Source organism: Vibrio sp. D3 (assembly GCF_043995865.1).
GTDB classification, from domain to species: domain Bacteria; phylum Pseudomonadota; class Gammaproteobacteria; order Enterobacterales; family Vibrionaceae; genus Vibrio; species Vibrio diabolicus.
The window spans coordinates 2810156-2823049 of the sequence record NZ_CP171887.1 but is presented as its reverse complement, the minus strand read 5'-3'; the positions used below and the strand labels follow the sequence as shown (position 1 = coordinate 2823049).

9 protein-coding genes are annotated in these 12894 nt (G+C 46.9%); 8 read left to right on the top strand and 1 reads right to left on the bottom strand.

Annotated features, from left to right (window positions below):
* Positions 1-58: 58 nt before the first annotated feature.
* From ACHFJ9_RS21095 to tldD, 8 genes are all read left to right on the top strand, one after another.
* Positions 59-1102, top strand: a complete 1044-nt coding sequence (locus tag ACHFJ9_RS21095) for a rod shape-determining protein (protein ID WP_005381144.1) — start codon at positions 59-61, stop codon at positions 1100-1102.
* Between the two features lie 150 nt (positions 1103-1252).
* Positions 1253-2152: a rod shape-determining protein MreC gene (gene mreC / locus ACHFJ9_RS21090; protein ID WP_053809360.1), complete on the top strand. Its 900-nt coding sequence runs from the start codon at positions 1253-1255 to the stop codon at positions 2150-2152.
* Complete coding sequence (gene mreD / locus ACHFJ9_RS21085; protein WP_012841380.1) at positions 2142-2630, top strand: rod shape-determining protein MreD; 489 nt, start codon at positions 2142-2144, stop codon at positions 2628-2630. The genes mreC and mreD overlap by 11 nt, the downstream gene beginning before the upstream one ends.
* Before the next feature lie 4 nt (positions 2631-2634).
* A complete protein-coding gene (locus tag ACHFJ9_RS21080; protein WP_048626847.1) occupies positions 2635-3204 on the top strand; it encodes a Maf family protein in 570 nt (189 codons plus the stop codon).
* A gap of 18 nt (positions 3205-3222) precedes the next feature.
* Complete coding sequence (gene rng / locus ACHFJ9_RS21075) at positions 3223-4692, top strand: ribonuclease G (RefSeq protein WP_005381138.1); 1470 nt, start codon at positions 3223-3225, stop codon at positions 4690-4692.
* Positions 4693-4704: 12 nt separating this feature from the next.
* A complete protein-coding gene (locus ACHFJ9_RS21070) occupies positions 4705-8586 on the top strand; it encodes a YhdP family protein (RefSeq protein ID WP_395356205.1) in 3882 nt (1293 codons plus the stop codon).
* Between the two features lie 33 nt (positions 8587-8619).
* Positions 8620-9441 (top strand): carbon-nitrogen hydrolase family protein, encoded by an 822-nt coding sequence (locus ACHFJ9_RS21065; RefSeq protein ID WP_048626849.1) that lies wholly within the window; start codon positions 8620-8622, stop codon positions 9439-9441.
* An 11-nt stretch (positions 9442-9452) separates the two neighbouring features.
* Positions 9453-10898 carry a metalloprotease TldD gene (tldD, locus tag ACHFJ9_RS21060; RefSeq protein WP_047009150.1) on the top strand — a complete coding sequence of 482 codons (1446 nt, stop codon included), beginning with the start codon at positions 9453-9455 and terminating at the stop codon, positions 10896-10898.
* Between the two features lie 67 nt (positions 10899-10965).
* Here the strand turns inward: tldD and ACHFJ9_RS21055 are convergent, their stop codons facing one another.
* Complete coding sequence (locus ACHFJ9_RS21055; protein ID WP_006742346.1) at positions 10966-12342, bottom strand: PhoH family protein; 1377 nt, start codon at positions 12340-12342, stop codon at positions 10966-10968.
* Between the last annotated feature and the right edge of the window lie 552 nt (positions 12343-12894).

Sequence of the window (12894 nt, the reverse complement as noted above, 5' to 3'; positions counted from 1 at the left end):
CATTGGTACATTTAGAGCAATTTTTGTCTTCTATATTTTTGCAGGATGAGCGAAGAGTATGTTTAAGAAACTTCGTGGCATGTTTTCTAACGATCTATCTATCGATTTAGGTACAGCCAACACTCTAATTTACGTAAAAGGGCAAGGAATTGTCCTTGATGAACCTTCTGTAGTTGCTATTCGTCAAGATCGTGTAGGTTCTGCAAAAAGCGTTGCTGCAGTCGGTCACGCAGCAAAACAGATGCTTGGTCGTACACCTGGCAACATTTCCGCTATCCGCCCAATGAAAGACGGCGTAATTGCTGATTTCTATGTAACCGAAAAAATGCTTCAGCACTTTATCAAGCAAGTGCACGATAACAGCATCCTAAAGCCAAGCCCACGTGTTCTTGTTTGTGTTCCTTGTGGTTCTACCCAAGTTGAGCGTCGCGCAATTCGTGAATCAGCCCTCGGTGCTGGTGCGCGTGAAGTTTACCTAATCGACGAGCCAATGGCAGCAGCAATTGGTGCTGGTCTGCGCGTGTCTGAGCCGACAGGTTCAATGGTGGTCGATATCGGTGGTGGTACAACTGAAGTTGCCGTTATCTCTCTAAACGGTGTGGTTTACTCATCATCTGTACGTATCGGTGGTGACCGCTTTGATGAAGCCGTGATCAACTACGTACGTCGTAACTACGGCAGCTTGATTGGTGAAGCAACGGCTGAAAAGATCAAACACGAAATCGGTTCTGCTTACCCTGGCGATGAAGTTCAAGAGATTGAAGTTCGCGGTCGCAATCTTGCTGAGGGTGTGCCACGCAGCTTTAGCCTGAACTCAAACGAGATCCTAGAAGCGCTTCAAGAGCCGCTATCTGGCATCGTATCAGCAGTCATGGTTGCACTAGAGCAGTGTCCACCAGAGCTTGCTTCAGACATTTCTGAAAACGGCATGGTTCTGACTGGTGGTGGCGCGCTACTGAAAGATCTCGATCGTCTATTAATGGAAGAAACCGGTATCCCTGTGGTTATAGCGGAAGATCCACTAACGTGTGTTGCGCGTGGTGGCGGTAAAGCACTAGAAATGATCGACATGCACGGTGGCGATCTGTTCTCTGAAGAATAAAGGTTTAGGTGAAGCTCATGTCGGGCTTCACCTTCATTTCTGCTCTCTCTGTAATTCAAACATGCTCCATACCTAAAAGTATTTATTTAAGTATTTTTAGGTTGCCAAGTAAGGCTCAATAATCATGGAAGCAATCAGGTCAAAAACAAGATGAAACCGATTTTTGGCAGAGGTCCGTCTCTGCAATTACGTCTGTTTTTTGCTGTCATCGTGTCGGCGAGCTTAATGCTGGCTGATAGTCGTCTAGATACGTTTTCCAACGTCCGATACTTATTGAACAGTATGGTTGCGCCCATTCAATACGCAGCCAATTTGCCTCGCAGCATGTTCGATGGCGTATTTGAACGTTTTAATACTCGTCAGGCATTAGTTGAAGGCAATCGCAACTTAAAGCGAGAAGTGCTACGCCTGAAAAGCGAGCTGATCTTGCTCGATCAATATAAAGAAGAAAACCAACGTCTACGCAAATTGTTAGGTTCTTCATTTGTTAGGGATGAAAAGAAAGTCGTAACTGAAGTGATGGCGGTTGATACTTCACCTTATCGTCATCAAGTGGTGATTGATAAAGGACAAATAGACGGTGTGTACGTCGGACAGCCAGTGATCAACGAAAAAGGCATTGTTGGTCAGGTCACGTTTGTCGCAGCGCACAACGCACGTGTTCTGTTGCTAACGGATGCGAAAAATGCGATTCCTGTCCAGGTGATCCGTAACGATATTCGAGTGATCGCGTCGGGCAATGGTGAAATGGATGAAATCCAACTGGAGCACATTCCAACCAGTACTGATATTCAGGTTGGCGATCTACTGGTGACATCCGGCCTAGGTGGGATTTACCCAGAAGGGTACCCAGTCGCGACGGTTACCAATGTGGATCACGATACGCGCCAAGAATTTGCGGCAATCAAGGCTGAGCCAGTTGTAGAGTTTGATCGTTTACGTTACCTCTTGCTGATTTGGCCGAATGAAGATCGTCAACACAAAGTGCTGCGATCCAATGTGGAAGAAGGGTTAGAGCAAGAAGAACAAGAGGTAACTGATGGCCAATAATGTAGTGAGTAGCCGAATGGTGATTGGTGTCAGTTTCTTCGTTGCGCTGGTGTTGCAAACCATTCCGTGGCCAGGTGTGTTAGATGTTTTACGTCCATCATGGTTGTTCCTTGTAACGTGTTATTGGGTGTTGGCACTGCCGCACCGAGTGAACGTTGGAACCGCGCTAGTACTGGGCTTATTATGGGATATCTTGATCGGTTCAACGCTTGGAATTCGCGGCATGATGATGTCGATTGTCATCTATCTGGTGGCGTTGAATTTCCTGTTGATTCGTAACATGGCATTGTGGCAACAGTCGATTTTAATTGCCTTTTTTACTGCGTTATTGGAAGTTTTGATATTCTGTGGGGAATATTTGAACCAGGACGTAGTATTTAATCCATTATCTCTGTGGACGGCGGCAATAAACTGTATACTTTGGCCATGGATGTTTTTATTAATGCGACGAGTTCGTCGTGCATGGCACGTAAGGTAAAGCGGTGAAGAAAAGCTTATCTCTCGTTCTCGCTTCGGGTTCTCCGAGAAGAAAAGAGCTGCTTGCTCAACTAGGTTATGACTTTGAGATCGTATTGCCTGATATTGAGGAAGCTAAACAGGCTCATGAGCAGGCACGAGAGTACGTGCTGCGTCTTTCTTTGGAAAAAGCTCAGGCAGGCTTAGCATTAGCTAAGCCTGATTCCGTTGTATTGGGCTCTGACACGGTCGTAGTATGCGATGACCGTGTGCTAGAAAAACCAAAAAGTTTTGAAGATTCAAAGCGTATGCTTACTGACTTATCCGGTCGTCGTCATCAAGTGATGACTGCGGTGAGCGTCGTATCATCGGAACAACAACATTCAGTGGTCGTCACCACTGACGTGTGGTTCAAACAACTGACTCACGAAGAAATCGAACAATATTGGCAGTCAGGAGAGCCATGCGATAAAGCTGGAAGTTATGGTATTCAGGGACTCGGAGGGCGATTTGTCACCCGAATCGAAGGCAGTTATCACGCTGTAGTAGGCTTACCTTTGTTCGAAACCGATCAGCTAATTCAAGAATTTTTATAATTGTTTTGAGGTGTGCACATGAGTGCAGAATTGCTGCTTAACGTGACCCCGAGTGAAACTCGTGTGGCCATGATTGAAGGTGGAGTACTACAAGAAATACATATCGAGCGCGAATCGCGTCGCGGCATTGTGGGCAATATATACAAAGGCAAAGTCAGCCGAGTACTGCCAGGTATGCAAGCGGCTTTCGTCGATATCGGTTTAGATAAAGCGGCGTTTTTACATGCGTCAGATATTGTCCCGCATACCGAATGTGTGGCAGAGAACGAAAAACAGCAGTTTCAAGTCCGTGATATCTCTGAGCTGGTACGACAGGGACAAGACATTGTTGTACAAGTGGTCAAAGATCCGCTCGGCACGAAAGGCGCGCGTTTAACGACGGATATCACCTTACCTTCACGTTATCTTGTTTTTATGCCGGGTGCCAGCCATGTTGGTGTCTCGCAGCGTATTGAGAGTGAGAAAGAGCGCGAGCGTCTGAAAAAAGTGGTGAACCATTACTGTGATGAGCACGGTGGTTTTATCATTCGTACCGCAGCGGAAGGCGCAGATGAAAAAGAGCTTTCTCAAGACGCGGCATTTCTTAAGCGCTTGTGGCTAAAAGTCATGGAGCGTCGTTCAAAATACAAAACGCGTTCAACGCTTTACGGTGAACTTGGTTTAGCCCAGCGCATTCTGCGTGATTTTGTCGGCACAGAACTCGATAAAATCATGGTCGACTCCCGCCTCGAATATGAAAACCTGAAAGAATTCACTTCTGAGTATGTACCTGAGTTAACAGACAAGCTTGAGCTTTACGAAGGTGACAAGCCAATCTTTGACATGTACGACACCGAGAATGAAATTCAGCGTTCTTTAGAGCGCAAGGTTGAACTAAAGTCGGGTGGCTACTTGATCATCGATCAAACTGAAGCCATGACAACCATCGATATCAACACTGGTGCATTTGTTGGTCGTCGTAATCTTGAAGAGACCATTTTTAATACCAACATTGAGGCAACGCAAGCTATTGCTCGTCAGCTGCGTTTACGTAACCTCGGCGGTATTATCATCATTGACTTTATCGATATGGCATCCGAAGAGCACCGTCAGCGAGTGCTTACCTCATTGGAAACCGCACTGGCTAAAGACCGAGTAAAAACCAACATCAACGGCTTTACTCAGCTCGGCTTAGTCGAGATGACGCGTAAGCGCACACGAGAAAGTATTGAACATATCTTGTGTTCTGGCTGTCCTACTTGTGAGGGCCGTGGTAGCGTGAAAACGGTTGAAACCGTGTGCTTTGAGATATTACGCGAGATTACTCGTGTAAACCGTGCTTACGACGCCGATAATTTTGTTGTGTACGCATCGCCGTTTGTTGCTGAAGCGCTGTTGGGTGATGAGTCTCATGCATTGGCTGAGCTCGAAGTATTTATTGGCAAGCAAGTGCGAGTTCAGGCTGAGCCCCTGTACATTCAGGAACAGTTTGACGTCGTAATGATGTAATTTGGAACATTTGTGAATTCTGGTGTTAACCGTTTTGGGCGTTTTTGTGCGTGGAGTTTAGTTACTGTACTGGTGTTATTAGCCATATTAGTAACCACACTGCGCGTCACATTGCCACAACTTAACCACTTCCAAGATGAGATCAAAACCTGGGTCAAGCAGGACACAGGTTTTGACTTTTCTATCGCCAATGTCGCAGGGACGTGGCGCAATAATCACCCCTCGATCGCGCTAATCGGTTTAGAAGCGAATCTGCCGAATATTCAGGATGCACGCTTTGCCGTTGAAGAAATCCAAATTGAATTCGATCTCATTCAATCTCTTTTGCAACTCAAACCGGTGGTTGCTGACCTCACCATCCATAACCTTGCTCTGGATATTCACACCGTAGACATTCTGCCGACCTCTAGTCGTCAAGAGCAGGAACCGAGTGTGGACAAGAGCGAAGTGAAGCTCATCGACCAACTCGACTCACTTCTTTTACGTCAGTTTGAAGACTTCACCATTACCGACTCACGGATTTGGTATAAATCGGTATCTGGTGAGACTCGCCGTTTAGATATCGAGCAGCTCCGTTGGAGCAACCAAGGCAAGCATCACTTAGCCGAAGGCACCGTGAACATTGCCGATGTTCGTCTGAATTCATTGTTAGTGAGCGCTAACTTTAAAGACCATGGTTCGCTGCGTGATGTGTCTGGTGAGTTTTACGTGAGTGCCCAAGATGTCTCAGTGACGCCTTGGTTAACCACTTACATGCAAGAAGAGTCGGGTGCTGAGTCGGGTAAGGTCAGCTTAAACACTTGGCTGACGCTGAAACACAGCCAACCGAATGATGCGTATGTTGAACTGTTGCCTTCTGAGCTGGTGTGGAATGAAAACGGTCGTCATGAGCTGTTTATCGAGTCAGGTATTTTCAATCTTCGACCAGATAAACAAGGTTGGAAAGTAAATGGTCACTCACTTCGGATCCGAACCGACAACACCCCTTGGCCGGAATTAGACGCAGCGTTTGATTGGCAACCGAATGGTTGGACGCTCAACCTTTCTCAACTCGATATCGAAGCACTTATTCCGCTCATCAAATTGGCTCCAGAGTCGGAATCGACCAGTGATCTTATCAACAAACTGGCACCGAAAGGCCGAGTTGAAGATGTTCGCTTGTCCATGAACGGTGGCTTAGATACGTTACGCTACTCCGCGGAACTGGATGAGCTTGCGATGACGCAATGGGAACTGCTACCAGGATTCCATCATGTACAGGGCAGTGTATCTGGTGATTTAGATCAAGCCAAAGCGAAAGTAACCGTCATTGATGATGTATTTCCGTACGGTGACGTATTTCAAGCTCCGCTGAATATCAAACAAGGTGAAGTCGATATTATCTGGCAACAAGATGAGAGTGGCTGGCGCTTGTGGTCTGATAAAGTGACGGCAGCGACACCAGATCTTCAAGTACTAGGAGCATTCCGTCTTGATTTTCCAAAAGAACAAAGCCCATTTTTATCGTTTTATGCTGAAGCAGATCTCTATAACGCAGGTGAAACATGGCGTTACCTGCCGACTCTGGCACTTGGACAAGACTTAACGGATTACCTATCGACTGCGATTCAAGGCGGTAAAGTGAATACGGCTAAGCTGCTGTGGTATGGCGAGTTAGGGGATTTTCCTTACAAAGCTCATAATGGCATGTTTCAGGCGTGGGTCGGTTTAAAAGACGCGAAATTTAGCTTTGATACGGCGTGGCCAACCATCACGGATCTGCAGCTGGACTTACTGTTTGAAAATGATGCCATGTATTTGGATTCAAAGTCCGCCACGCTAAATGGTGTTCATGCCAAGCGTATTACTGGGCGAATCCCTGAGTTGGCGGAAGGTGGGCACATTGAGATTGAAGCCAAAGCGAGCGCGCCGGGCAATGAAGTTCGTGACTACATGATGGCGACGCCATTGGTGGACTCGGTCGGGGCAGCGTTGACGGCGCTGCAAGTGAGTGGTCCGGTTTACTCTGAGTTCCAGCTCAACATTCCGTTTGATTTTGAAAAAGAGTCCCGTGCTTGGGGTTATGCCGATTTAACAGAAAATCGTGTCGATATTGAAGCGCCGCCAATGACGCTGGAGAAAGCCACAGGGCGTATCCACTTCGATAATGATGTGGTCACCACATCGGGTTTGTCTGCAGAGTTGCTTACCCAGCCTATCTCCCTCGATTTTCGTGGTGAGAGTGCGGAACAGGGCTACAATGTGACGATTAATACATTAGGGGATTGGGACGTTGAGCCTCTCAAACCTTATGTTGGTGAGCGTTGGTTAAAGCTTGTTTCTGGGCATGCGCCGTGGCAAATGGACATTGACTTACAACTTAATGATGTAGGCTTCACCTATCAACTTGATGTGTTGGCGCAGCTAAATCGTTTAGCGAGTCAATATCCCTATCCGCTAGCGAAACAAGTTGGCGAGTCCGGGCAAGCAAAACTGCAGGCATCCGGCAACCAAGAAAGTATTTCAGCAAGACTACAGATCCCAAATGCTAAGTATCAAACCGAGATAGATATAACTGGCGAGGTACCTGTTCTGACGGCGACTCATTTAATGGTCGGCAAAGGTGGTTTCAGGATCAGCCCTATTGTCGGACACGATGCATCAGTGCGTGTCGGTGAGCTTAATTTAGACCAGTGGGCAGAGCTGCTTCAGGGCTCGGAAGGTAAGCAATCCTCATCTGTTCTGGCAAGCATGAAGACGCCGAGTATTCCATTGCCGACACGGATTGATGTTGAAACGCCAAACTTGCAGCTTGGTGGGATTGAGTTTCATGATGTGGACTTCTCCGCAAGCAAAAAGAATTTGAGCTGGCAACTCGATGTGGACAGTCAAGAGGTTAAAGGTAAGGCTAACTATCTGAAACCGTATGACTTATCGGTCTCTTTGGAGCACTTGCACCTGTATATTCCAGGGTTTGAAGAGATGACCAAAGAGCGTAGCTCGCTCTTTGCCAGTGAGGATCAAAACGCGCCTTTGATTACCAATTTTGATCGCCAGTTTCACGCTGAGATGCCAAACTTAACTTTGAACATCGATGATTTTTGGTTGCAAGGTTACAAAGTGGGGAAGGTGAATGTTGATTTGCAGCGTCGCGAGAACCGTTTGGAGTGGAAAAATATCACCTTTAGCAGCGGCAAAAACCGCATTGATATGAGCGGTTGGTGGGATCTGACAAAAGAGAGTAGCCATTCCAACTTAACCATGAAAATGAAAGGTGATAACAACACGGATCTTATGGAGCGCTTTGGTATCACATCAGGTATTCAGCAGGCACCATTTGAGATCAACGCCAATATGGAATGGGACGGCGCGCCTTGGTCGATGAAGACACAAACCTTGCAAGGGAATGTCTCAACGGAATTTGGTAAAGGCGTGATCAGTGAAGTCAGTGGTGCGGCACGTTTGTTAGGCCTGTTCAGTTTGGATTCTATCATCCGTAAGATGCAGCTCGACTTTACCGACGTATTCGACAAAGGCATGGCGTTTAACTCGATCACTGGCACGGGCAAAATCCAAGATGGCGTATTTATCACCAACGATATCGTGATGGATGCGTTAGCAGGAGAAATGCAGATCCGCGGCATCGCCAATATGAACAGCAGAATGGTCGATGCGGAAGTGAAGTTCACCCCAGACATCACATCAGGCCTACCAATGCTGACCGCGTTTGCAGTAGCGCCACAAACCGCGTTGTATGTTTTAGCCATCTCAACAGTGATTTCTCCGGTGGTTGAGGTCTTCACTCAAGTCAATTATGAAGTGAAAGGCCCACTAGACTCACCAACGGTAAAAGAAATTTCGCGAAGTAAAGGTGAATACAAACTACCAGAAAAGCTGCGTGAACAGGCGAAATAACTCACCGACTAAAATGGAATAGGGAGGAAACACATGGAACGTGTTGGCATTATTCAAATGACATCGGGTCCAGATATCACTGCGAATCTGGACTTTATTGAAAAACAGTGTGCTTTGGCGAGTAAGCAAGGTGCCAAGCTTGTCCTTACCCCTGAAAATACGGTGTTGTTTGCCAACCGCGAAGCGTACCATCAGCATGCAGAGCCACTTGGGAGTGGCATGATACAACAGCGGCTCTCTGAAATCGCAAGAAAGAACCAGTTAACACTGATTGTCGGAAGCATGCCTATTCAAACCGCAAAAGGTGTCACGACCACAACACTTGTATTGCCGCCGCACGGTAAATGCATTGCTCACTATGACAAACTGCATATGTTTGATGTCGACGTAGCCGATGGTTATGGTAGTTATCGTGAGTCGGATACGTTTATGGCGGGTAATCAAATTGTAGTGGCGGAAACCGATATCGGCAGCGTTGGATTGAGCATCTGTTACGATCTTCGTTTTCCTGAGCTTTATAAAGTATTACGCCAAGAAGGCGCGGATATCATTGTGGTGCCTGCTGCGTTTACTGCTGTGACGGGGCAAGCTCACTGGGAAGTACTATTGCGAGCTAGAGCGGTTGAGACACAATGTTGGATTTTGGCGAGCGGACAAACTGGAACGCATCCATGTGGACGAAAAACATGGGGACACTCAATGGTCGTTGACCCTTGGGGACGTATCCATAAACAGCTTCAGGATGAAGTAGGCTTATTGGTGACAGAGATAGATTTGTCACAAAGCCAACAAGTAAGGCAGAATATGCCGCTGACTCAACACAGTCGCTTTCAAAATGAATTGAGACGGAAATAAAAGAGCTAACTATGAGCACAAACCAAATAGAACAGGCACTCCTTGCCCCAAATGGTCTGACAGAACAAGACATTGCTGACACGCTTGCCAGCATTGCGACACGCCAGATCGATTATGCGGACATTTACTTTCAGTCCAGCTGGCACGAGTCTCTGGTTCTAGAAGACAGCATCATCAAAGATGGCTCTTTTAACATTGATTGTGGTGTTGGTGTCCGTGCGGTAACTGGTGAAAAAACCGGCTTTGCCTACTCTGATCAAATCCAGCCTGAAGGTCTGAAGCAGAGTGCAATGGCGGCACGCGGTATTGCTCAACAAGGGCAGAATGGCAAAGTTCATGCGTTTAAACGTACGGAGAACCAAGCGTACTACGCGGCTGTGAATCCACTAGCTGAATGGGAAAAGCAGCAAAAAACAGAATTACTTAAGTCTCTAGATGCTTACATCCGCACCAAAGAACCATTGATTAAAGAAGTTTCGATCAGCATCAGCGGTGTGCATGAGCAGATGCTTGTTGCGGCAACAGACGGTACTTATGCAGGCGATATTCGTCCTTTGGTACGTTTGTCTATTAGCGTGCTCGCTCAAAAAGGTGAACGACGTGAACGAGGTAGTGCTGGTGGCGGTGGCCGTTTTGGTTACGATTTCTTTTTAACGGAAAGCAATGGTGTGAAACAAGCTTTCCATTATGCAGACGAAGCGATTCGCATGGCGTTGGTTAACCTTGAAGCAGAAGCCGCGCCAGCAGGCATGATGCCAGTGGTATTGGGCTCAGGTTGGCCAGGCGTATTGCTACATGAGGCGGTAGGTCATGGCTTAGAAGGTGACTTTAACCGTAAGGAATCTTCGGTTTTCTCTGGCAAAATGGGTCAACAAGTGACGTCTTCACTGTGTACCATTGTTGATGACGGTACATTAAAAGACCTTCGTGGTTCACTGAATGTGGATGATGAAGGGGTGAATGGCCAGTACAACACGCTCATCGAAAATGGCGTGCTGAAAGGTTACATGCAAGACAAGCTAAACGCGCGGTTAATGGGTGTGAACCCAACAGGTAACGGTCGTCGTGAGTCTTATGCACATTTACCAATGCCGCGTATGACCAACACCTACATGCTACCAGGTGAACATACGCCAGAAGAAATCATCTCGACGGTCGAGAAAGGGTTGTATGCGCCAAACTTTGGTGGCGGTCAGGTGGACATTACTTCGGGTAAGTTTGTGTTCTCCGCATCGGAAGCGTACTTAATTGAAAATGGCAAAATTACGCGCCCAGTTAAAGGGGCGACGTTGATTGGCTCTGGTATTGAAGCTATGCAGCAAGTATCGATGGTTGGTAACGACTTAAGTATCGACAAGGGCGTTGGCGTATGTGGTAAAGCTGGACAAAGTGTGCCAGTTGGCGTTGGTCAGCCGACCTTGAAATTGGATTCACTGACGGTGGGTGGTACTGAGTAACCGTATCTAACCGACTTAAAAAGAGCGCTCATTAGAGCGCTCTTTTGTTTTTGTGAGTCGATGTCGACTAAAGGTTCTCTTCGGCAAACTCTGCCAAGCGGCTACGAACCACGCCGTTAAGGTGAATATTCGCGCTGCCTTCAAAGTTCTTGAAGCGTTCAACCATGTAGGTCAAACCAGAGGTCACAGGGGTGAGGTAATGGGAGTCAATCTGCGCCAAGTTACCGGAGCAGACGATTTTGGTTCCTTCGCCGCAGCGGGTGATGATGGTTTTGATTTGTGAAGCGGTGAGGTTTTGACACTCATCAAGCAGCACAAACGCATTTTGAATAGAACGGCCACGCATAAAGTTGATCGATTTAAACTGAATGTTGGCTTTATCGCAGATGTACTTCAATGAGCCTTCAGTGCAGTGATCGTGTTTATGTAGCGCTTCCAAGGTGTCGGTCACCGCCGCTAACCACGGCATCATTTTCTCCTCTTCTGAGCCGGGTAGGAAGCCGATGGATTCACCGATGTCTGGCGTGTTACGCGTCACGATAATTTTATCGAACATGCCTTTTTCAATGGTTTGCTCCAGTGCTGCTGCCATGGCTAATAGCGTTTTACCACTACCAGCGGCACCGGTTAAAATCACCAGGTCAATATCCGGGTCAAGTAAGGCATCCAACGCCATTCCTTGGTAGATGTTTTTTGGTGTGATGTCCCAAGCCTTACGGTGCATCATGCGTTCGCGGCTCAGGTCGAGTAGCGTTAATTTGTCTTCATTGATGGTTTCCACGCGGCCAGCAAAGTCGCTGTCTTCATCAATCACATATTGGTTAATAAAGGTTGGTTCAAAAGGTTCACGACTGAGCTTGTGATAGGTTTTTCCGCCCAGCGCATAACTTTCCACTTCCTCAATATCACTCCAGAAGTCCCCCTCACGCAGTTGAAAACCTTTGGTGAGGTATTGAATGTCGTCAATCAGTTGATCGGTTCGGTAGTCTTCAACAAAACGTACGCCAGCGCCTTTGGCGCGCAGACGCATGTTAATGTCTTTCGTGATCAGTACCACTTCACGTGGTGCTCGTTTGTTTTGCAGATAAAGCACCGCATTGAGAATGCGGTTGTCACCGGCTTTGTCGGCGAAGGCTTTGACGGTTTCCTGCAGTTCGAAATCCGCCAAAATGGAAATGGTGCCTTGGTCGGGGCTGTCTTTAGAAACAGGAATACCTTCAGAAATTTCATCGGGCGTTGCTTCTTTAAACAAATCTTCCAAAGCGCGAATAGCCACGCGAGCGTCTCTTGCGACATCGCGTTTGCTGTCTTTGATTCGGTCGAGTTCTTCCAACACGGTCATGGGGATAACGACATCGTGTTCTTGGAAAGAGAAGATGGCAAAGGGTTCATGAAGAAGAATGTTGGTATCAAGTACAAACAGTTTCCGATCGGTATCGCCCATAGCGTCTCCTTGCCGTAATACGGCTCTGCATGCGAGTGGTTAGGTCGTTCTCAAATAGGTGTGAAGCGGCCTAACTCTGATTGCTTGCAATAGAGGTTGTCGGGCTGATGTCGGTTAGTGTGCAACCGAGTAGCAAGACAACTTACTGCAAACCCGTGTTGATCCTAATCGTGTACTAACGCGCTTAAATCATATGCAATGGTTTTAAACGCCCCTCACTAGAAGTATACGTAATATTTACGTTCTACAACTTAATAATTGGCATGAGTATTTTACAATTTGATTGCATTTATAGTTTGGGAAAAAAAGTTTCCGCTTGATGCGGTTTCGGCGTGACCTAAATCACAGCTTCAAGTAAGATTAGCGACCTTTTTCTGCGTATAGGCTACGTCCGATTTATCATGTTGAGCTGGCTTAAAAATACTCAGTTCATACTGGAATGACGAATGCTATCGGCATAGCAGAAGCCAGAATCAGATCTAAACTATTATCCATGCCTACGGGCATGAGTAGACCAACAAGAAACACGAATCAAGAACTAATAACGAGGTA

What these genes read in the sequence shown, in the direction of transcription:
- ACHFJ9_RS21065 (WP_048626849.1), top strand. Translation starts at nt 8,620, where the DNA reads ATGGAACGTGTTGGCATTATTCAAATGACATCGGGTCCAGATATCACT.
- tldD (WP_047009150.1), top strand. Translation starts at nt 9,453, where the DNA reads ATGAGCACAAACCAAATAGAACAGGCACTCCTTGCCCCAAATGGTCTG.
- ACHFJ9_RS21055 (WP_006742346.1), bottom strand. Translation starts at nt 12,342, where the DNA reads ATGGGCGATACCGATCGGAAACTGTTTGTACTTGATACCAACATTCTT.
- mreD (WP_012841380.1), top strand. Translation starts at nt 2,142, where the DNA reads ATGGCCAATAATGTAGTGAGTAGCCGAATGGTGATTGGTGTCAGTTTC.
- mreC (WP_053809360.1), top strand. Translation starts at nt 1,253, where the DNA reads ATGAAACCGATTTTTGGCAGAGGTCCGTCTCTGCAATTACGTCTGTTT.
- rng (WP_005381138.1), top strand. Translation starts at nt 3,223, where the DNA reads ATGAGTGCAGAATTGCTGCTTAACGTGACCCCGAGTGAAACTCGTGTG.
- ACHFJ9_RS21095 (WP_005381144.1), top strand. Translation starts at nt 59, where the DNA reads ATGTTTAAGAAACTTCGTGGCATGTTTTCTAACGATCTATCTATCGAT.